Source organism: Streptomyces sp. CC53 (genome assembly GCF_001865245.1).
In the GTDB taxonomy this organism is placed as follows: Bacteria; Actinomycetota; Actinomycetes; order Streptomycetales; family Streptomycetaceae; genus Streptomyces.
This window is the reverse complement of the sequence record NZ_MKXB01000023.1, coordinates 1-19186: the sequence shown is the minus strand read 5'-3', so window position 1 is coordinate 19186 and position 19186 is coordinate 1. Positions and strand designations below refer to the sequence as shown.

At 75.6% G+C, this 19186-nt stretch carries 18 protein-coding genes and 1 pseudogene; 7 read left to right on the top strand and 12 right to left on the bottom strand.

Annotated features, from left to right (window positions below):
• The coding region (locus BJP40_RS02005) for a penicillin-binding transpeptidase domain-containing protein (RefSeq protein ID WP_256220597.1) at positions 1–677 on the top strand (677 nt) is incomplete at its 5' end.
• Positions 678–843: 166 nt separating this feature from the next.
• On the opposite strand, the gene BJP40_RS02000 is transcribed toward BJP40_RS02005, so the two are convergent.
• The 3 genes from BJP40_RS02000 to BJP40_RS01990 form a co-directional block, all read right to left on the bottom strand.
• Positions 844–2565, bottom strand: coding sequence for an acyl-CoA dehydrogenase family protein (locus BJP40_RS02000; protein ID WP_071278107.1), 1722 nt, complete (start codon positions 2563–2565; stop codon positions 844–846).
• 160 nt (positions 2566–2725) lie between these two features.
• Positions 2726–4945: a glycoside hydrolase family 3 N-terminal domain-containing protein gene (locus BJP40_RS01995; protein WP_071278104.1), complete on the bottom strand. Its 2220-nt coding sequence runs from the start codon at positions 4943–4945 to the stop codon at positions 2726–2728.
• Positions 4946–5377: 432 nt separating this feature from the next.
• A complete protein-coding gene (locus tag BJP40_RS01990) occupies positions 5378–6808 on the bottom strand; it encodes a glutamate decarboxylase (protein ID WP_071278101.1) in 1431 nt (476 codons plus the stop codon).
• A gap of 339 nt (positions 6809–7147) precedes the next feature.
• Here BJP40_RS01990 and BJP40_RS01985 point away from each other — a divergent pair, with 339 nt between their 5' ends.
• Complete coding sequence (locus tag BJP40_RS01985; protein ID WP_071267592.1) at positions 7148–7510, top strand: nuclear transport factor 2 family protein; 363 nt, start codon at positions 7148–7150, stop codon at positions 7508–7510.
• A gap of 273 nt (positions 7511–7783) precedes the next feature.
• Here BJP40_RS01985 and BJP40_RS01980 read toward each other — a convergent pair whose 3' ends face one another.
• A complete protein-coding gene (locus tag BJP40_RS01980) occupies positions 7784–8452 on the bottom strand; it encodes a lysophospholipid acyltransferase family protein (RefSeq protein WP_071278098.1) in 669 nt (222 codons plus the stop codon).
• 238 nt (positions 8453–8690) lie between these two features.
• Positions 8691–9476, bottom strand: coding sequence for a TioE family transcriptional regulator (locus BJP40_RS01975; protein WP_071278095.1), 786 nt, complete (start codon positions 9474–9476; stop codon positions 8691–8693).
• A 58-nt stretch (positions 9477–9534) separates the two neighbouring features.
• Between BJP40_RS01975 and BJP40_RS01970 the strand changes: the two genes are divergently transcribed.
• Complete coding sequence (locus BJP40_RS01970) at positions 9535–10737, top strand: erythromycin esterase family protein (RefSeq protein WP_071278092.1); 1203 nt, start codon at positions 9535–9537, stop codon at positions 10735–10737.
• 67 nt (positions 10738–10804) lie between these two features.
• On the opposite strand, the gene BJP40_RS01965 is transcribed toward BJP40_RS01970, so the two are convergent.
• From BJP40_RS01965 to BJP40_RS01955, 3 genes are all read right to left on the bottom strand, one after another.
• Positions 10805–11083: a hypothetical protein gene (locus tag BJP40_RS01965; RefSeq protein ID WP_071278089.1), complete on the bottom strand. Its 279-nt coding sequence runs from the start codon at positions 11081–11083 to the stop codon at positions 10805–10807.
• A gap of 95 nt (positions 11084–11178) precedes the next feature.
• On the bottom strand, positions 11179–11706 hold the full coding sequence (locus BJP40_RS01960) for a hypothetical protein (RefSeq protein ID WP_071278086.1): 528 nt from the start codon (positions 11704–11706) through the stop codon (positions 11179–11181).
• A 137-nt stretch (positions 11707–11843) separates the two neighbouring features.
• Positions 11844–12845, bottom strand: coding sequence for an SGNH/GDSL hydrolase family protein (locus BJP40_RS01955; protein WP_071278083.1), 1002 nt, complete (start codon positions 12843–12845; stop codon positions 11844–11846).
• A 336-nt stretch (positions 12846–13181) separates the two neighbouring features.
• Between BJP40_RS01955 and BJP40_RS36060 the strand changes: the two genes are divergently transcribed.
• Both BJP40_RS36060 and BJP40_RS01945 read left to right on the top strand, forming a co-directional pair.
• A complete protein-coding gene (locus BJP40_RS36060; protein WP_071278080.1) occupies positions 13182–14075 on the top strand; it encodes an MEDS domain-containing protein in 894 nt (297 codons plus the stop codon).
• Positions 14062–14532 carry an ATP-binding protein gene (locus BJP40_RS01945; RefSeq protein WP_226962333.1) on the top strand — a complete coding sequence of 157 codons (471 nt, stop codon included), beginning with the start codon at positions 14062–14064 and terminating at the stop codon, positions 14530–14532. The genes BJP40_RS36060 and BJP40_RS01945 overlap by 14 nt, the downstream gene beginning before the upstream one ends.
• Positions 14533–14544: 12 nt before the next feature.
• Here the strand turns inward: BJP40_RS01945 and BJP40_RS01940 are convergent, their stop codons facing one another.
• Together BJP40_RS01940 and BJP40_RS01935 are read right to left on the bottom strand one after the other, a co-directional pair.
• Positions 14545–15426: an alpha/beta fold hydrolase gene (locus tag BJP40_RS01940; RefSeq protein ID WP_079170848.1), complete on the bottom strand. Its 882-nt coding sequence runs from the start codon at positions 15424–15426 to the stop codon at positions 14545–14547.
• Positions 15423–16307, bottom strand: coding sequence for a PhzF family phenazine biosynthesis isomerase (locus tag BJP40_RS01935; RefSeq protein WP_071278075.1), 885 nt, complete (start codon positions 16305–16307; stop codon positions 15423–15425). Before BJP40_RS01935 ends, BJP40_RS01940 begins: the two co-directional genes overlap by 4 nt.
• Before the next feature lie 94 nt (positions 16308–16401).
• Between BJP40_RS01935 and BJP40_RS01930 the strand changes: the two genes are divergently transcribed.
• Positions 16402–17307: a LysR family transcriptional regulator gene (locus BJP40_RS01930; RefSeq protein WP_071278073.1), complete on the top strand. Its 906-nt coding sequence runs from the start codon at positions 16402–16404 to the stop codon at positions 17305–17307.
• Positions 17308–17400: 93 nt separating this feature from the next.
• Positions 17401–17865, top strand: a complete 465-nt coding sequence (locus tag BJP40_RS01925) for a VOC family protein (RefSeq protein ID WP_107416675.1) — start codon at positions 17401–17403, stop codon at positions 17863–17865.
• Positions 17866–18083: 218 nt separating this feature from the next.
• On the opposite strand, the gene BJP40_RS01920 is transcribed toward BJP40_RS01925, so the two are convergent.
• Together BJP40_RS01920 and BJP40_RS33865 are read right to left on the bottom strand one after the other, a co-directional pair.
• Positions 18084–18485, bottom strand: coding sequence for a hypothetical protein (locus tag BJP40_RS01920; RefSeq protein ID WP_071278069.1), 402 nt, complete (start codon positions 18483–18485; stop codon positions 18084–18086).
• A 130-nt stretch (positions 18486–18615) separates the two neighbouring features.
• Positions 18616–19186 (bottom strand): annotated as a pseudogene (locus tag BJP40_RS33865) (hypothetical protein); the annotation flags it as partial.

Here is a 19186-nt window from a genome sequence, read left to right as displayed (position 1 = left end):
GGGTGGGGGCCGGTGGGCGCGGCGCCGCCCTGCCGGGGACGCTGGCGCTGCGCCGGGCGCTGGTGCGGGGCGACCAGGACGCGTTCCGCCGGCTGGGCGCGGAGGTCGGGCCGGACCGCGTGCGGGACGTGGCGGTCGCCGCCGGTCTGCTCCCCCGGAGCCTGGGCACGCTGGACGCGTCGTTCGCGCTCGGTACGTCCACGCCGAGCGCCATCCGGATGGCCGGGGCGTACGCGACGTTCGCCGGGGAGGGGCGGCGGGCCGCGCCGTACTCGGTGGTGTCGGTGACCTATCGGGGCCGGGTGCTGGAGGGGCTGGAGAGGCCGCCCGCCCGGCGGGTACTGGACCGGGCGGCGGTCCGGGAGCTGACGCGGGCGCTGCGGGACGTGGCGGTCGACTCGGTGGACGCGGGCACGCTGCGGACGCTCGGTCCGGTCGCGGCCGGGCGCACGGACGACAGGGACCGGATCCCCGCGGCGTGGTTCGTCGGCTACGGGGACGAGTGGTCGACGGCCGTGACCGTGTTCCGGACGGCACCCGGCGGGGGTGGCCTGCTGCCGCTCGACGGGGCGGGAGCGGACGCGCCGGGCGGGGCCGGCTCCCTCCCGCTGCGGGTGTGGTCGGCGTACATGGAGGGTGCGCCGCCGGGCGGTGGCGGCGCACCGGCAGCGTCGTAGCGCGGCGGCCGGGTGGCACGGCGCCACCCGTGTCCGGCCGTGGCACCGAGGTTCCGGGGCGGCGGCGGCCGGGTCGGCCGTCACCCGGGGCGGTCCGGTGTCCGTCCCGGGTGCCGGGTGCGCCCCGGCGGCCGCGCGGGGCCGGGTCCGGGGCGCACCGGCCGGGTCACGGCGCCGGTTCGTACGTTCCCGAGAGGGCCTCCACGCGGGCCCAGACGCGGGCCGACCGGGCCTCGTCGGTCACGGGGCGGCGGACGGCCGCGAGCGCCCACCTCTGCTGCGGGCCGGTGGCGGAGTCCTTGCCGTGCAGGTCGACGGCGTGCGCGGAGAAGTCCCGGACCAGCACGGCGAAGAGCTCGTCCAGTACGTCCTCGTCGAGACCGGTCAGGGCGGCCTGCTCCAGGATCAGCTGGCCGTGCACGACGAGCGCGAAGAGCTGTCCGACGGACAGGACCAGGTCGAGGTCGCGGCTCTGCTCCTCGCCGGGGGCCGCGGTGGTGACGAAGTCGCAGAGCGCGTCGGCCTGTTCGCGGAAGCGGGCGACGTTCGGCACGTGGGCGTACGCGTCGTAGGCGGTGCGCCAGTCGTGGAAGCGGACGGAGCCGAGGCCGCGGGCCGGGCCCTGGCGGAACAGGAACGCGTCGTCGGCGGCGTCGAGGCGGCTCGGGACGGGGTCGTAGGGCGCGGGGTCCAGCAGGTGGTTGCGCAGGAACTTGAGGATGAGGGCCAGGTTGACGTGGACCGTGCCCTCCAGCTTGGGGAGGCTGCGGATCTCGACGGCGGCCTGGGAGAAGTAGGTGTCCTTCTCGAAGCCCTTGGCGGCGATGACGTCCCACATGAGGTCGATGACCTTCTCGCCCTCGGTGGTGACCTTCATCTTCGTCATCGGGTTGAAGAGGAGGTAGCGGCGGTCGTCGGGCCCGGCGGAGCGGAAGTAGTCGACAGCGCGGTCGCTGAAGAGCTTCATGCCGACAAGGCGGACGTACGCGTCGGTCAGTTCGCGGCGCACGTGGGGGAAGGCGGTGACGGGGCGGCCGTAGAGGATGCGGTTGCTCGCGTGGGTGACGGCCTCGTACATCGCGTGCTCGCAGATGCCGATGGACGCGGTGCACAGGTTGAACTTGCCGACGTTGACGGTGTTCAGTGCGGCGTCGAAGGCGGCGCGGCCGGTGTGGAGGACGTCGTGCGGGGCGACCGGGTAGTCCTCCAGGCGGAACTCGCTGACGTACTTGGACGAGTCGACGACGTTCTGCACGAGGTGGTAGGCGGGGTGGCGGCTGTCGGCGGCGAAGAAGACGTACCCGTCCGGGCCCTCGACGTCGGTGCGGCGGCCGAAGACGGAGACCAGCCCGGCGGCGTTGCCGTTGCCGATGTAGTACTTGGATCCGGTGGCGCGGAAGCCGCCGCTGCCGTCGGGCTCCAGCAGCATGTCGGTGGAGTAGATGTCGGCGCCGTGGGCCTTCTCGGAGAGGCCGAAGGCCATCACCTCGCCCTGGGAGAGGAGTTCGGCGGCGCGGGCGCGGGCGTCGGCGTTGTCGCTCTGCCAGACCGGGCCGAGGCCGAGGATGGTGACCTGCCAGGCGTACCAGTAGTCGAGCCCGTAGAAGCCGAGGATCTCGTTGAGTGCGGCGATCCGGGCGGTGTCCCACCGCTTGTCGTGCTGTCCGGCGGCGGCCGCGGCGGGGGTGAGGAAGGTCGCGAAGAGGCCCTCCTTCGCGGCGAAGGCGAGGAAGTCGCCGAGCCAGGCCCGGGAGCGGTAGTCCTCGTTCAGGGCCCGCTTGCCGCGCTGCTCGAACCAGTCGACGGTGGCGCGCAGCAGCCTGCGGGTCTCCGGGTCGAAGTGCGCCGGGTCGTAGGTGTGCGGGTTGAACAGCAGCGGATCGGTCATGGGGGTACGCCTTTCGTGGAGATCGCGCAGCGCCATGCCCCGATCCTCATATGCAACTCGTTGCACAAACAAGCGCGCGGGTCGGGGTGAGACGCGACTCACCCCGACCCGTGGGCGGGGGGCGCGGGGCGGAGTGCCGCGACCCTGGTACGGAAGGGGCTCAGGAGGCGGTGCAGGAAAGGGGAGGCGACGGTGGCGGTGCCCCGTCGGCGGTGAGGCCGAAGGAGGCGGTGGCGCCCGGTTCCAAGGCGCCGTTCCAGGCGGCGTTGCGAACGGTCGCCCGGCCGCCGTCGACCGCGAGGGAACCGTTCCAGAGGCCGGACACGGCACTGCCGGCCAGGTCCCAGGTGACGGCCCACCCGTCCACGGGGGTCGCCGAGACGTTGTGCACGGACACCTCCGCCTGGAAGCCGCCCGACCACGCCCCGGTGACCTCGAAGGCGGCCGTGCAGGCTTCCGGCACGGGTCCGGGGGCCGGTGGCGGGGTCGGCGTGGGGCCGGGGGGCGGCCCTTCCTCGTAGCCGAGCCCGTACCCGTACGGGAACAGCGGCGTCTTGCCGTCGCCGTCGTTCACCGGCTGCTGCGCGACCCCGGCCATCCAGGACACCGGCAGTCTGCCGCTCGGGGCGTGGTCGCCGAAGAGGACGTCGGAGACCCCGTCGGCCTCCGTGCCGGGGAGCCAGGCGGCCAGCAGCGCGTCCCAGTCGGGCAGCTGCGCCGCGATGTCGAGGGGCCGGCCCGAGACCAGCACGACGACGAGCGGCACCCCGGCGGCCTTCAGCCGGTCGAGGGTCGCCAGGTCCTCCTGGTCCAGGCCCAGGGCGCCGGGCCGGTCGCCGTGCATCTCCGCGTACGGCGTCTCGCCCACGACCGCGACGGCGGCGTCGTAGCTGCCGTCGATGCCGTGCCCGTGCCGGTCGTACGTCACCCGGCCCGGGTCGGCGAGAGCCGCGCGGATGCCTTCGAGGACCGTCGTGCCCGGAGTGACGTCGCCGCTGCCGCCCTGCCAGCCGAGGCTCCAGCCGCCGGAGAGGTTGCCGACGTCGTCGGCCGACTTGCCCGCCACGAACAGTTTCGCGGACCTGTCGAGCGGCAGCACGCCGTCCTCGTTCTTCAGCAGGACCTGGGACTCCCGGACGGCCTGCCGGGCCAGCGCCCGGTGCTCGGCGGAGCCGACGGTGCCGGTGAGGGCGCGGTCGGCGTACGGCTCCTCGAAGAGGCCGAGCTCGAACTTCTTCGTGAGGATGCGGCGGTTGGCGTCGTCGACCCTGGACACGGGGATGCGTCCGCTCGTCACTTCGGCGCGCAGCAGGGACAGGAACCTCCGGTAGTCGTGCGGCACCATCACCATGTCGACGCCCGCGGTGACCGCCGTGCGGATCTCCTCGGCGGTGAAGCCGGGCTGCCCGTCGAGCTGGTCGACGGCCGCCCAGTCGGACACGACGAAGCCGGTGAAGCCGAGTTCGCCCTTGAGCAGGTCGGTGACCAGGTAGCGGTGGCCGTGCAGCCTGGCGCCGTTCCAGCTGCTGTACGACAGCATCACCGACCCGACGCCGCGGCGCACCGCCTCGGTGAACGGCGGCAGGTGGACGGCGCGCAGCTCGGCCTCGGTGAGCCGGGTGTCACCCTGGTCGGTGCCGCCGGTGGTTCCGCCGTCGCCGATGAAGTGCTTGGCGGTGGCGAGCACGGAGGCGGGTCCGGCGCCGAGCCGCTCGCCCTGGAGGCCGGTGATGTACGTCGTCATGGACGCGGGGATGCCGGGGGTCTCGCCGAACGACTCGTACGTGCGGCCCCAGCGGTCGTTGCGGGCCACGCACAGGCAGGGGGCGAAGTTCCAGTCGATACCGGTGCCGGACACCTCCTCGGCGACCGCGCGGCCGACCGACTCGACGAGAGCGGGGTTGCGGGTGGCGCCGAGTCCGATGTTGTGGGGGAAGAGGGTGGCGCCGCGGACGGCGCCCAGGCCGTGGACCGCGTCGATGCCGTAGATCATCGGGATGCCGAGCGGTGTGCCGAGCGCGGTGCGCTGGTACGCGTCGTAGGTGTCGGCCCAGGTGCGGGCGTTGTTGGGGCTCACGGTGCCGTCGCCGCCGGAGAGCACGGAGCCGATGCGGTACGTCGCGAGGTCCGACTGCGGTCGCAGGGACTCGCGTTCGACCTGGGTCATCTGGCCGAGCTTGTCGTCGAGCGTCATGCGGGCCAGCAGGTCGTCGACCCGGGCGTCGACGGGCAGGGAGGGGTCCTGGTACGGGGCCGCCGCGGCGGCCGGGGCAGCGGCGGGTGCCCGCCCCGGCGGCGTCAGGCCGGTGAGGGCGAGCGCCGCCGCGAGGACGGAGACGAGGGCCGCCGGCCGGCGGCACCGTGGGGATCGTCCGGTCATGTCGGACGCAGCCTTTCCGTGGGGAGCGGAGGGACGGGCCGGGTGCCCGGGGGCGCGGTGCCTCCGGGGCCGTGGGGCCGGCCCGGCCCGGTGGGAGGAGGCGGGGACACGGAGGGCGGGGCGGGACGGGGCGCGCTGGTGCGTTGGTCGGGCGGGGCCGGAAGCGTCGGGGAGCAGGGGTGCCGTTGCGGGGCGGCGGGAAGTGCGGGCACGGCGGCAGAACCCGAACCCACATGGTGATGGGAGCGCTCCCAAGCATCAAGCCAAGCGGCACCGGGTCTGTCAGCCTCCCCCGCACCACCGGCCGCCGATGCCGGCACCGGGCGCGGAGGGTACGCACCGCTCGGGCCGCCGCCCCCGCCGGCGGCAGCGGCAGGTCACCCGTGGGCACGGCAGGCCGGTGGCGGTCGGGGCAGGCGCACGGGCGGTCCGTCAATGGGGGCGGATGTCGCGGCGGTGGCCCGTCTCGGCGCCGTGGGCGAAGCCGGCCGTGTCCGCCGCGCCACGGTGCGGCCGCCCCTGCCGGGCAAGGCGGGGAAGCACCCGCCGCAGGTCCTCGACCAACAGGTCGGCCAGGTCGTGGCTGAAGCCGTTGCGCACCACGACGCGCAGCACGTGCAGGTCTTCGCGGTGCGGTGGGAACGCGTACGCGGGCACCAGCCAGCCGCGCTCGCGCAGCGCCGCCGACACGTCGTAGACGGTGAAGGCGTCGACGCCGTCTCGCACCCGGAACGCGAACACCGGCAGGCTGCTGCCGTCCGTGAGCAGTTCGAAGGGCTCCAGCTCGGCGATGCGCGCCGCCAGCCGGGTGGCGACGTCCCGGCACGTCTGCTGGACCCGGCGGTAGCCCTCGAACCCGAGGCGCAGGAAGGTGTAGTACTGGGCGACGACCTGGGCCCCGGGGCGGGAGAAGTTCAGCGCGAACGTCGGCATGTCGCCGCCCAGGTAGTTCACGTGGAAGACCAGCTCGTCGGGCAGAGCCTCGGCGTCGCGCCACAGCGCCCACCCCACGCCGGGCATGACGAGGCCGTACTTGTGGCCCGAGGTGTTGATCGACGCGACCCGCGGCAGCCGGAAGTCCCACACCAGGTCGGGGTCGAGGAACGGGGCGATCATGGCACCGGACGCCCCGTCGACGTGGACGGGGACGTCGAGCCCGGTGCGTTCCTGCAGGGCGTCGAGCGCCGCCGCGATGCCGGCGACCGGTTCGTAGCTGCCGTCGAACGTGGAACCCAGGACGGCGACGACACCGATGGTGTCCTCGTCGCACAGCCGCACCGCCGTCTCGGCGGTCAGGTGGTACCGGTCGCCCTCCAGGGGCACGTACCGCGGCTCCACCTCGAAGTACTCGGCGAACTTCTCCCAGCACACCTGCACGTTGGCCCCCATGACGAGGTTGGGCCTGCGCGTGGACCGCTCCCCCGGCGCGCGGCGCCGCTGCCAGCGGCGTTTCAACGCGAGGCCGGCGAGCATCGCGGCCTCGCTCGACCCGGTCGTGGAGCAGCCCACGGCGGCCGCCGGGTCCGGGGCGTGCCACAGGCGGGCGAGCATGTGCACGCAGCGGGTCTCCAGCTCGGCCGTCTGCGGGTACTCGTCCTTGTCGATCATGTTCTTGTCGGCGCACTCCGCCATCAGGCGGTGGGCCTGGGGTTCCGCCCAGGTGCTGACGAACGTCGCGAGGTTCAGCCGGGCGTTGCCGTCGAGCATCAGCTCGTCGTGCACCATCTGGTACGCCGCCTCGGCGTCCATCCCGTCCGCGGACAGGGCGTGGCGCGGGACCCGTACCGGCTCCCTGCTGAACAGCGGGTTGAGCTCCACGTCGCGGGTCGGCCGCCCGTCGCGGCCGGGCTGTCGGTACGGCATCGTCGTCCGGGTCCCTTCTGTGCACCGTGCCCCGGGCGGCGGCCCGCCCGGGCGCCGCCGGGGGCCGGTCGGCCCCTTCAGGTGCTTCCCACGCCGGGCTCCCGGCGTAGCGCCTCCGGGGCGTTCTTCGCTCTGCCGGGCGTGGCCGGTGCCTGGGGCCGCCGCGGCCCTGGTAGGCATGCGGTACGGAAGACGGCCGGAGGGCGTCGCCGCGGGCCGGCAGCGTGCCCAGACGGGGCCGGAGCCGCCGCGGGCTCGCCGGGGCGTGCCGGGGCCCGGCTTCCCCGCGGTGGGTGGTGCGGGACGGTCGGCCGGCCGCGGGACCCAGAGGAGGCGGATGTGCCGGAGAACCTGCGTCGACGCTCGCCGCGCGAGGTGTTCGAGGACCACCTGCGGCTCGCCGCCGAGCACCGCTTCGAGGAGGACATCGCGCGCAACGTGTCGCCGGACTGCGTCGTCCTGGAGCGGCGGGGCGTCTTCCGCGGGCACCCGGGCGTACGGGAGCTGGCCCGGCTGCTCGCCGAGGAGCTGCCGGACGCGCCGTACACGTACACGAACCGGCTGGTCGACGGGCGGGTCGCCTTCCTGGAGTGGACGGCCGAGACGGCGCGGTCCCGGGTGCGGGACGGCGCCGACTCGTTCCTCATCGAGGACGGCTGGATCGTCGCGCAGACGATCCACTACACCGTCGAGCCGGTCTGAGGGCTGCCCTACGGGCGACTGGCGGAGCGGAACGCTGCGTCCCGTGGTCGGCCGGGTGCGGGTGTCGCGCGGTGCCGCAGGGGCTGCCGTCGCGGGTGGATGAAGGAGGCGGGGGCGGTGTCGGCGGTGCCCCTGGTGGCGACGGAGCCGACGGCCGCTCCGGTGGGCGGGGTGGTGGCAGGGGCTGCACCACCGACGGGTGCATCTGCGACCCCGGCGGCGCCCAGGAGACCGCCGGGGGCCCTCCCATGACTCGCCATGCCGCGTACCGCGTCAAGACTTCCGCGCTCCCCCGCCGCTCCCCGCCAGGTGACCGACGGCCGACCGCCACGCGGCGGTGACCGCCCCGTGCGCCTGCGCCGTGCGGGCCGAGCGGTCACCCGTCAACGCGACCGGAGCGCCCACGTGGACGTGCAGCCGCGGGCGGCGCAGCGGAGCGGTGGCCGCACCGGCCAGCTGCTTCGCCGCGGTGCCCGAGGTCAGCCGCCGCGCACCGGCCTGCCCCACGGGCACGACGGGCGCACCGGTGCGCTCGGCGAGCCGGGCCAGGCCGCTGCGGAACGCCTCGGGCGGGGCCTCCGCCGGATCGGTGCGCCGCGGGAGCCCTCCCTCCGCGTAGAGCAGCACCAGCCGGCCCCGTGAGAGGGCCCCGGTGGCGAGGTCGAGGGCCTGCGGTGCGCGGGGGTCGCCGCGGTGGACGGGGATGTGCGCCCCGCCCCGCAGGACACGGCCCAGGAGCGGGACCCGCCACAGACCGGCGGCGGCCATCACCACCGGCTGCACCCCCAGCTGATGGAGGGCCGCCAGGACGACGGCGGGATCGGCGAGCGAGGTGTGGTTGGCGACGATGATGCTGCCCGGGGCGAAGCGGGCACGGGTGTCCGCGGTCACCGAGAGGCGCCCGAAGGCGGGCAGGAGGGTGGTGGCGAGACGGCTGAGCATGGGGACCCCCGTGTCGGTCGGACACTGTCGAGCCCATGCTCGGCGGCGCCGCCACGGCAACGCATGAGTGCGCGTACTCGTCTCCGGCAGGGTGGGCGGCACCGCACGAGGGGTGCGCGTACGGAGGCGGTCCGCGCGAGGAGGGCGCCGCGGACGGGCGGGATCCTGTTGAGGGTGCACTCGGTACCCGTGAAAGGCTCCTGCGGGCCGGGAAGGCACGCCTCACGGAGCGGTCTCCTCAGGTGCCGCGTGCGCGGAGGTACGCCTCCAGTTCTGCGGCCCCGGCCAGCATGGCCCGCCCGCGCGCGGTGAGTCGGCCGCGCCAGTCGTCCAGTGCGGCCCGCAGCGGCTCCGGGCCGCCGACCGACCGCACCTGTGCGATCAGCGGGGCGATCTGCTCCAGCAGGTAGCCGCCGCGTCTGAGCTGGTGCACCAGGCGGGCGTCCCGCACGTCGGCCTCGTCGTAGACGCGGTACCCGGTGTGCGGGTCCCGGCGCGGGCGCAGCAGCCCGGCCCGCTCCCAGGCGCGCAGCGTGGCGGGGCGGACGCCGAGGCGCCTGGCCAGCGGACCGATGAACGTGCGGCCCCGGCCGGGTGCCGCGGCGGGCGCCGGTTCCCCGGCCGGGCGCGGTGATGCGGCGGGCCCCGCCGAGGAAGGGGGGCGCGCCTCCGTGCGTTCCAGGTCGCGCAGGGCGCGCTCCACGGCCCCGAGGGTGGCCCGGTCGTCGAGCAGCCGGGCGTGGCTCTCGTCGATCAGGCGGTACGCCTCGTCGTCCGCGCCTGCGTTCACCGCGCGCATGACGGATGCCGCCGCCTGATGGCCGTGGCCGGGTACCAGGGCCAGGAACGCGCGCAGCGCCGCCGCGTGCAGGGGCGTGTAGGTGCGGTAGCCGTGCGGGCTGCGGTCGGCGGCCGGGAGGATGCCGGCCCCCTCGTAGTTCCGCACCGCCTGGGTGGACAGCCCGTGACCACGTGCCAGGTCGACCGGCCGGAGGCGATCACGGCTTTGAGGGTTTCTGGCCATGCCTCCGAGGATATCGGCAGGAAGTTTCCACCGGAGCTTCAACGATAGCGTTGAAGCCATGACTCCTGGCATCACGGACACCGCCCATGCCGTCGGGGCCGCAGCCGTACTGCGGCTGCTGCCGTCCCGGCCCCGGCTGCTCGCCCTCGGTGAGCCCACCCACGGCGAGGACGCGCTGCTCGACCTGCGCAACGGACTCTTCCGGCAACTCGTCGAGCAGGAGGGGTACCGGACGATCGCGCTGGAGAGCGACTGCCTGCGGGGCCTGCTCGTGGACGACCACGTCACCTCCGGCACGGGCAGCCTCGACGAGGTGATGGAGCGCGGCTTCAGCCACGGCTGGGGCGCCTTGGCCGCCAACCGCTCACTCGTGCGCTGGATGCGCGCGTACAACGAGGGACGGCCCGCCTCGGAGCAGGTCCGCTTCGCCGGGTTCGACGGGCCGCTGGAGATCACCGGTGCCGCGAGCCCCCGGCAGGCCCTCCTCGCCCTGTACGACCACCTCGCGGCCCGGGTGGACGCGGCCCTGCTGCCCTGCACGCGTACGGCCCTGGACGGCTTGCTCGGTCCCGACGAGCGGTGGTCCGGTCCCGCCGCGATGAGGGATCCCGCCCGGTCCGCGGGGCGGTCGGCCGAGGCGGACCGGCTGCGGGTGCTCGCCGACGACCTGGTGGCGCTGCTGGACGCGCAGACGCCGCACCTGCTCGCTGCCGGCCCGCGTGACGACTGGGACAGGGCGCGCCTGTACGGGCGCACCGCGACCGGTCTGCTGCGCTACCACCGCGGGATGGCCGACCCCTCACCGGGCCGGATGTCCCGGTTGTGCGCGCTGCGCGACCTGATGATGGCGCGCAACCTGCTCGCCGTCGCCGACCGCGCCCCGGCACTCGTCCATGCCCACAACGCCCACCTGCAGCGGGAGAAGAGTTCCCTGCGGATGGACGGCGGGCCGGTCGAGTGGTGGAGCGCCGGCGCGCTGGTGGGCGCCCGGCTGGGCGGGGAGTACGCCTTCGTGCCCACGGCCCTCGGCACGATCCGGCACCGCGGGGTGGACGCGCCCGGGCCGGAGAGCGTCGAAGGCGCCCTGTACGCCCTGCCGGAGGACCGCTGCGTCGTCGACGCCCGGCGGCTGGCCTCCGCGTTCGGTGCGGCACGGCCCGTGTCCCGCGTGTCGCCCTGGTTCGGCTACGCCCCGCTCGACCCGGCCGGTCTGGAGGGCATGGACGCGCTCGTGTTCGTCAAGGACGTCCCGGAGCGCTGACGGCCACGGGCGACGGGGCGCCGGGCCCACCTGGCGCCGGAGTGTGGAGCCGCCGTCCCGCGGCGCGTCATCCGGCGCGGCGGCGGCGAAGTTCCTCGTGCCACGCCCGTACCTGCGCGTCGTCGTGCAGGTACGGCTCGCCGGGGCCCGGCCGCAGGTCGATACCGTGCAGGAGGCCGAGGGCCCACCGGGACAGCTCGTCCGTGCCGCCCCCGTCGCCCCGGGAGTCGTCCCGGTGCCGGCGTGCGGCTCGCCGGTCGGCGGCGTCGCGGCTGACGCGCCCCTCGGCCACCGCGGCGGACCACGCTTCGATCTCGTCCAGGTCCGGCCATCGCCCCTCGCTCACGCGGGCACGGTGACCGAGGGCAGCGGGCGGTCCCGGCCCGGCCCCGGCCCCGGCCCCGAGGCGGACGCGGGGGACGCGTCCCGGACGGCTGCGGGCTACAGTCCGACGACTGCCCAGCGGCGTCGCCCGCCGTCGTCCCGGCTGTTCTCCGTGCCGACTGACACCGCGCCCAGCGCGACGAGTTCGGCGAGGACGCCGTCCGCCTCGGGGGTCTCCGCACCGCCGTGCGAGAGGACCATCACCGCCACCTGGCGGTCGTCGCGGTCGTCGGCGAGGTGCACGCTCACCCTGCGGCCCCCGTCAGCGGCGGCCTCCCGTACCAGCCGCTCGGTGAGGGCCACCACGGGATGGTCGTCCGCGAGCCGGTACCCCCAGGTGCGCAACCGCTCCAGGATGTCCCGGCCGGCCCGGCGCGGCGTGGAGCCGGTCGCCCACGGCTCGGCCGAGTAGGTCCAGTTGCCCGCCCGGCGGTTCGCGATGCGGGCCCGCACCCGCAGGGTCGCGGCCGCCTCGGCGCCGCCGCCCGGCTCCGGCCGCGGCGGTTCCACGGGCCGCTTCGGGGGCGGCGGGGTCTTCGGCGGGTAGCTCGGAGGCCACCTCTCGGCGTACGACGGTGGTGTCATGGGGCCTCCCGGGAACGGTGCGTGGGCGGCCCGGCACGGGGCCGTGCCCCTCATCGTAGGGCTGCGGGGGGCTCCTTGAGGCCGTTTCACCGGCTGCTCGCCCTCGCCGGTGCGGCCGCTCGCGCCCGCACCGGTGGTCAACGCCCGTGCAGTCCTGCGACGGCGTCGGCGACCAGGTCGCCCAGGTGGTCGCGGCCGTCCTCGGTGGGGTGCAGCAGCCACGGCACGGCGTGGTGGAACAACGTCACCCGGGACTCCTCCAGCAGTGCGCCGAGCCTCCGCTCCCTGCCCGCGCAGGCCGTCGCGCCGCCCGTCTCGGCGTAGAGGTCGACGAAGTGGGCGCCGTGGGCGTGCGCGGTGTTCCGCATGAGGGCGTTGAGCGGTGCCTGGACCGCCCGGTCGAGGAACGGGAGCGCGTCGGCCGGAAGGTCGGCGAAGGGCGTTTCGGTGCCGTCCGGGACCGCCGCGCGGCAGGCCGCGGGGTCTGCGGGGACCCACCTCGGGTAGCCGACGAGGACCACCCGGGCTTCGGGTGACTCGCTGTCGATGTCGGAGAACAGCTTCTCCAGGTCCTCGGCCGCGTCCGTGAAGCGCTCCGCCAGCCACGCGGCGCCGGGGCCGTCCTCCAGATAGGCCCTGCACTCCCCCGCCGGCGAGCGGGCGTCCAGTGGTGCGCCGGGCAGCATCGCGCCCTCGTGGCCGCGCAGCCGCGCCGAGCACTGCTTCAGCACCCGCCCGAACCCGAGGGTGTGGAGCCCCAGGCTGCCGACGACGAGCTGGGTGTCCTTGCGCAGCGCCTTCTTCTGCGGCTCGGCCGAGAGTCCGCCGCCGAGGTCCTGCGGCAGCCAGACGTGGTCGATCGCGGCCCCCGCACACGACACGTCCGCCTGGACCGTCACCTCCACGGCCCGGTCGGCGAGCTGGTCCACGACCACGGCGGGCACGTTCTCCCTCGCCCGAAGGCACAGCAGCGCCGGGTCGTCCAGGGGCGCGATGCCGTGGCCGGCGGTGTACGAGTCGCCCAGGAACACCGCCCGCAGCGTGACCGTGTTGCGGGGAGCCGCGGCGCACAGCCCGGCCAGGAGCACGGCCGCGAGGGGCAGGACGAGGTGGCGGCGGACCCGGCGTGTGACGCGCACGGCTCCCCTTTCTGCAGGCGGAGGCAGTTCACCGACCGGTCGGTCAGGGACCTGCCTGCCCCGCCCCGCGGCGTTCCGTGCGGTGCACGCCGCAGCTGCCCGGGCTGGACGGGGCTCGTCCGCCGCACCGCGCGCGCCGTCCGCGGCCCCTGCGCGGCGCACGCTCCCGCGCATAGGGCTCGTGGAGCGCACCGGCCGGCGCCTGCGAGGGGTACATCTGCGCGAGGCCACGCGGACGGGGGACAGCAGAATCGGTCATCCAGGGTTCCCCGCACCGGGCCCCCGCGGCCGGTGGATACCGTGGACGCACCATGCGGCTCTTCGGGGGTGGGTGACATGAGTGTGCGCGTCGACGGGGAGGAGCAGCATCCCGGCACCCTGCCCGTGCAGCACATGGGCCTGGGCCATCACGCCTTCCTGTGCTACGACACCGGCACCCCGGCCTGGGACGTCCTGGCCGCCTTCGTGTGGACCGGTCTCACCCGGGGCGAGAAGGTCATCGTGTTCGGGCCGCCCGAGCTGACGCCCGCGCAGTTGCGCTCACGGCTCCAGCAGGCTCCGGGGCCGCTGGTGGCGGGCGCGTACGCGCGGGAGCAGCTGCGGTCGAGCAGCGTGCGGGAACTCATTCTGCCGGAGCGGCGGTTCACGGTGGACCGGCAGTGGGAGCGCATCGCCGAGGAGACGGAGACCGCGCGGGCCGAGGGCTACGCGGGGCTGCGCACGTACATCGACATGGGCTGGGTCGCGGACCTGGGGGCCGATGTGGAGGCGGTGATGGACCGGGAGCAGCGGGCCGGCCACCTCTTCGACGGCGGCTTCTACAGCGAGGTCTGCGCCTACGACCGCCGGCGGTTCGCGCCGCCGGTGCTGGAGGCCATGTGCCGGGCGCACCCGCAGCACCTGCTGCCCGCGCTGGGCGAGTTGAGGTGCCGTCGGGACGGCGCCACGCTGTACGTCATCGGTGAGGCCGACACCGCTACGCAGGAACGGTTTGCGGCCGCGCTGGAGGAGCTGCTCGCGGCGGGAGGGGGCGGGGAGCCCGGGGCGGGGGTGACGGTGGACCTGCTGCGGGCGGGGTTCCTGGGCGCGGGCTGCGCCGGGGAGCTCGCCCGGGTGCTCGCCCGGGCGTCGGAGCTGCGCCGTCCGGTGCGGGTCCGGTGCGCGGCGGGGCACGCGCTGCTGCTGCGGCGGCTCGGCGCGGACCCGGCCGTGCTCGATGTGGTGGGGTAGCCGGATGGTGCGGGAGCGGGCCGGTGGTGCGGCGGGTGCCGGCCGACGGATCGTGGTGCGGAGGGAGTTCGGCGGCGGGGACCTTCCCGGGCTGCGTCTGCTGGCGGACGGCTGCGCCGCCCTGGCGGGGCTGGCGGGGCCGCGGCGCGGGGACTTCGTGGTGGCGGTGGACGCCGTGGCGGGCAACGCCGTGCGGCACGGCGGAGGCCGGGGCGTGCTGGTGCTGAGCCGGACCCCGGAGGAGTTGGAGTGCCAGGTCACCGATCGGGGCCCGGGGTTCGCCGAGGACGCCGTCCCGCCGCCGGGTCCGGGCGGGGGTTGTGGCCTGTGGGTCGCCCGGCTGGTCAGCGACCGGCTGACGGTCGCGTGCGGGCCGACGGGGAGCGCGGTGACCCTGGCGATGCGCTTGTCCGGGGACCCCGCGCCGGTTGCTCACGGGCGGGGGTCCCCGGGGTGACCCGCCGCGGCGTCACGCCGTGCCGGTGCCGGCGTGGCGCAGCAGGAAGCCGACGAGACGCGGGTTGACGGTCGCCGGGTCCTGTTCGGCCGGGTAGTGGCCCGCTCCAGGGACCTGGAGGTCCTCGACGTGCGCGGCGACGGTCGAGAGGCCGTGCGTCACGGCCGTGCCCATGCCGTACCGCCCGCCGATCGCGAGGACGGGTGCCCGCAGCGGCTGCTCCGCACGGGCGCGTACCGCCGCGGCGTCCGCGGGGCCCGTGCGGTAGTAGCCGAGGCCCGCCGCCAGGGCGGCCGGGCGCCGGTAGGCGTCCAGGTAGACCCGTACCGCGTCGTCGGCGAGCGGTTCGGGGCCCGCGCTCTGGTGGAGGAACGCGCCGTGGTAGGTGTCCTCACGCCCCGGGAGCAGGGCCTCCGCGAGGCCGGGGCGGCGGTTGAACGGGCCGTGCCAGTCCGGGTAGTGGTCCCGCCCGGGCGGCGGGAGCGGCGCGTCGACGCCCGGCAGGACCTCCTCCTCCACGACGAGGGCGCGCACCCGCCCCGGGTGCGCGGCCGCGGCGAGGTAGCCGACCGTGCCGCCCCAGTCGTGGCCCACCACCGCGAAGCGGTCGGCGCCCAGCCGGTCCGCGAGGGCGATGACGTCGCCGGCCAGTGCCTCCTTGTCGAAGCGCCCGCTGCCCGCGGTGGAGCCGCCCAGTCCGCGCAGGTCCGCGGCGACCGCCCGGAACCGGGCGGCTGCCAGCGCGGGGGCCGTGAAGCGCCAGTGGTAGGAGGTGACCGGCCAGCCGTGCAGGAGGACGACCACCGGCCGCCCCTCGCCACCGGTGTCGCGCACGGCGAGGCGCACCCCGTCTCCCGTGTCGACGTGCACCGTGGTGTCCGCCCCGGTGGTCATGCGGCGCCGCCGATCTCCCGTGCGCGGCCCGTGACGCGGACCCGCGGGTCCGCCGGGTCGACGTCCACGAGCAGTTCGCTCGGCCGGCCCATGTCCTCGCCCTGCCGCAGGGTGAGCGTGACGGGCCGTTCGACGAGGCCGAGAGCCCGCAGGTAGCCGCCGAAGGCGGCTGCGGCCGCGCCCGTCGCGGGGTCCTCCACGACCCCGCCGACCGGGAACGGGTCGCGCACGTGGAACACGTCCCGGCTCTCGCGCCACACCAGTTGGAGTGTGGTCCAGCCGTGCCGCCGCATGGTGTCCGCGAGGCCGTCGAAGTCGTAGGAGAGGTCGGCGAGTCTCCCCCGGCCCGCCGCGGCGAGCACGAGGTGGTCGTTGCCGCCGAAGGCGACGTGGGGCGGCAGGTCCGGGTCGAGGTCGCCGGCCGCCCAGCCCAGCGCGGCGAGGGCGGCGCGGAGTTCCTCCGGTCCGGCGGGCCGCGAGCGGGTGGGGACGCTGGTCAGCGCGGCCCGTACGGTGCCGTCGGGGGCGGAGTCGGTGGACACGGGAATCGGCCCCACGGGTGTGTCGAACAGGTAGGCGCCCGTGCCGGACCTCTCGGCGAGCGCCACGGCCGTCGCGACCGTGGCGTGTCCGCAGAAGGGGACCTCGGCGAGGGGGCTGAAGTAGCGGACGCGGACGCGGCGGCCGTCGTCGTCCCGGTCGGTGACGAAAGCGGTCTCCGAATAGCCGACGTCGGCGGCGACGGCCTGCATGGCCGCTTCGTCGAGACGGGAGGCGTCGAGGACGACCCCTGCCGGGTTGCCGGCCGCCGCGGACGCGTCGGCGGCGGCAGGCGTGAAGGCGGCGTACCGCAGGACGTCGGGGCGCGTTGTGCTGCTCATGGCTTCACGGTGCCACGGCACCTGCCATGCAGGGAAATGATGATGAGTGCTTCTTCCCATCGGGTTATTCGATCGCTCTGGCTAGGATCGGGGCGTGGACACCCGACTTCTGCGCACCTTCCGCTCGCTCGCCCGCACGGGGAACTTCACGACGGCGGCCGCCGAGCTGCATCTCGCCCAGTCGACGGTGACCGTGCACGTCAGGACGCTGGAGCAGGACCTGGGAGCGCGGCTCTTCGACCGTCTGCCGCGCGGCGCCGTGCTCACCGACGCGGGACGGCGGCTGCTCTCCGAGGCCGAAGCGGTGCTGGACGCGGAGGCCCGGCTGCGGGCCGCCGCCGCGGCGGCCGACGGCGGCCCCGTGGCCGGCGAGGTGGTGATCGGCGCCGGGGAGACGCTGTGCTCGGCCCGGCTGCCGGGGCTGGTGGCGGCGCTGCGCCGCACGCACCCGGACGTCGACATCCATCTGCAGCCGTCCGGCACGGCCGACGCGGTCGACGGGCTGCGGTCGGGGCGTCTGGACCTCGCGCTGCTGCTGGAAGAGGAGGCCGCGTACCCCGACCTCGACGCCGAACGGATCGCCGAGGAGCCCCTCGTGCTCGTCGCGGCGCCGGGACATCCGCTGGCCCGCGGCCGGCGGGCCGGGGCAGCGCCGGGCTGGGCGGAGCTCGCCCGGGAGCACTTCTTCCTGCACGAGCAGGGCTGCTCCTACAGCGACCGCCTGGCCCGCGAGCTGCTCGCCGTGCCCGGTGTCCGGCCGCGGCTGACCCGGTTCGGCAGCATCGAGGCCGCCCGTTCGTGCGTGGCGGCCGGGCTGGGGCTGACGCTGATGCCGCGGGTCACCGTGGCGGGTGCCCTGCGCGATGGCACCCTGGCGGAGGTGGCGGGTCCCCGGTTCCCCGACGTGCCGGTGCAGTCGGTGCGGCTGCGCAGGCGGTGGCGCTCGCCGGCGGTCGGTGCCGTGGTGGCGGAGCTCGGGCGCCACTTCGGACCGCGCTGACGCGGACCCGCCCGGGCTGCGGCCTCCCCGGGGGCGTGCCAGGCTGGTCGGTGCTCCTCACCCCGTGCGAAAGGCAGGAGTCCGGTGAGCGTCATGCCCGTCCCCGAAGACCATCCGCGCATCACCCCCTACCTGTGCCTCGACGGCGCCGCGGCGGCCATCGACTTCTACACTGCCGTGCTGGGCGCTCGTGAGCGGATGCGGATGGAGGCCCCGGACGGCCGGATCGCGCACGCCGAACTGGTGCTCGGCGACTCGGTCGTCATGCTTTCCGACGAGTTCCCCGAGATGGACTTCCGCAGCCCGCGGGCCGTCGGCGGCACGCCGGTGAACCTGTACGTGTACGTGGAGGACGTCGACGCGGTGTTCGCGGCGGCCCTGGCGCGGGGCGCCACGGAGCTGGATCCCGTGCGCACCCAGTTCTACGGGGACCGGAGCGGCCAGTTCGAGGACCCGTTCGGCCACCGCTGGAACGTCGCCAGCCACGTGGAGGACGTCTCGCCCGAGGAGATGGACCGGCGTGCGGAGGAGATGATGCGGTCGGCGGACGCCGACTGACTCCACCGTGGTGCGCTGGGGCCGCCCGGGCTCCCCGAGCGGCACGGCCGCGGCGCCGCGGTCCCGCCGCCCGTACCGGTCCGCGGCGCCGTGCCGTCCCGCCTCCCCCGGGGCCGGGGTCTGCGGGCCGGGGGCGCATCGGGCCTGCGGGGTGTCAGGCTCGCTCTCCCGTGCCGGTGCGGCGCGGGAGAGCACGTCGGGCGGCGACGGGCCGGGCGTCAGCGGCGATGTGCGGCGTGCCCCGCCGCCTCGCGCAGCCACCCGGCGGCCTCCGCGTCCGGGTCCGCCGCGTCCCGCACCTCCAGGTGGTGCATCCAGACGTGCGGGGCGGGGTGCGCGACCTCCTTGAAGCGGGCGGAGCGGACGGGGCGCGGCAGGGCGATCGACAGCACGACCTCCGCGTCGGGCCTGCGGAGGTACCGGCCGGGCAGCCACAGGAAGGCGAAGCCGCGGTCCCGCCCCGGGCCCGCGCGGAAGGCCACCCGACTGCGCCCGACCGCGACCGTGCGGCCGGCGGGGTCGCCGCCGAGCAGCCCAGAGACCCGGTCGGAGACCCGCAGTCCGGGCGGGCTGCCGGCGAAGAACTCCTGCGGGGTGGCGGACTCCCCTCCACCGTCCATGCCGCTCCTCCCCTCCCGCCCCGCCGCCGTCACGGTGTTCCCGTCCGGCCACGCCGGTCGGCCCCGTGCCCGGCGCGTCCCCGGGGTCCCGGCTGTCTCCAAGGTCTCCCGGTCGGGGGCCGGGGCGCGGTCAGGAGGAGGGGTAGCTGGCCACGACCTTCCCGGTGCGGTCCGCGGCGAGATAGCCGCTGGCCCGGTACTCGTTGGTGAGGTAGAAGCGCATCGTCGGCTCGTCCCCGTTGAACGTCCACCGGTCGACGATGACGTAGCGCATCGTCGGGTCGTCCACGCCGAGGTCCCGCTCCGCCTGCTTCATGAGGTCCGGGAGCCGGTCCCAGGCGAGGGCGGCGACGTCGAAGGGCTGCTCGTCGGCGCTGTCGCGGCTGATCGTGCCGCCGGGGCCGGTGCGCCGGGCGGCACCGCCCCGGAACTCGTACGCGTCGTAGGTGCGGGCGCCGGGCGCGGTGGGGATGGAGGCCAGTGCGTAGTCCTCGTACACGGTCAGTTCCGTGACCTGTGCGGAGCCGCTCGCCTCGCGGAACGCCGTCAGGACGGCGCGGACGTTCGCCGTCGTCAGCAGGCTTCCCCGGACTTCCGGGGCGCCGGGGGCCGCGGCTGCCGGTGAGGACCCGGTGTCCGCGGCGGGGGCGGCGCCCGCTCCGCTCGCCGGTGCCCCGGTGGCGGCGGTGGCGCCGGGCCGG

Coding starts and splice junctions, on each gene's coding strand:
- BJP40_RS02000 (WP_071278107.1), bottom strand. CDS start 2,565: ATGACCGATCCGCTGCTGTTCAACCCGCACACCTACGACCCGGCGCAC.
- BJP40_RS01995 (WP_071278104.1), bottom strand. CDS start 4,945: ATGACCGGACGATCCCCACGGTGCCGCCGGCCGGCGGCCCTCGTCTCC.
- BJP40_RS01990 (WP_071278101.1), bottom strand. CDS start 6,808: ATGCCGTACCGACAGCCCGGCCGCGACGGGCGGCCGACCCGCGACGTG.
- BJP40_RS01980 (WP_071278098.1), bottom strand. CDS start 8,452: ATGCTCAGCCGTCTCGCCACCACCCTCCTGCCCGCCTTCGGGCGCCTC.
- BJP40_RS01975 (WP_071278095.1), bottom strand. CDS start 9,476: ATGGCCAGAAACCCTCAAAGCCGTGATCGCCTCCGGCCGGTCGACCTG.
- BJP40_RS01970 (WP_071278092.1), top strand. CDS start 9,535: ATGACTCCTGGCATCACGGACACCGCCCATGCCGTCGGGGCCGCAGCC.
- BJP40_RS01960 (WP_071278086.1), bottom strand. CDS start 11,706: ATGACACCACCGTCGTACGCCGAGAGGTGGCCTCCGAGCTACCCGCCG.
- BJP40_RS36060 (WP_071278080.1), top strand. CDS start 13,182: ATGAGTGTGCGCGTCGACGGGGAGGAGCAGCATCCCGGCACCCTGCCC.
- BJP40_RS01945 (WP_226962333.1), top strand. CDS start 14,062: ATGTGGTGGGGTAGCCGGATGGTGCGGGAGCGGGCCGGTGGTGCGGCG.
- BJP40_RS01940 (WP_079170848.1), bottom strand. CDS start 15,426: ATGACCACCGGGGCGGACACCACGGTGCACGTCGACACGGGAGACGGG.
- BJP40_RS01935 (WP_071278075.1), bottom strand. CDS start 16,307: ATGAGCAGCACAACGCGCCCCGACGTCCTGCGGTACGCCGCCTTCACG.
- BJP40_RS01925 (WP_107416675.1), top strand. CDS start 17,401: ATGCCCGTCCCCGAAGACCATCCGCGCATCACCCCCTACCTGTGCCTC.
- BJP40_RS01920 (WP_071278069.1), bottom strand. CDS start 18,485: ATGGACGGTGGAGGGGAGTCCGCCACCCCGCAGGAGTTCTTCGCCGGC.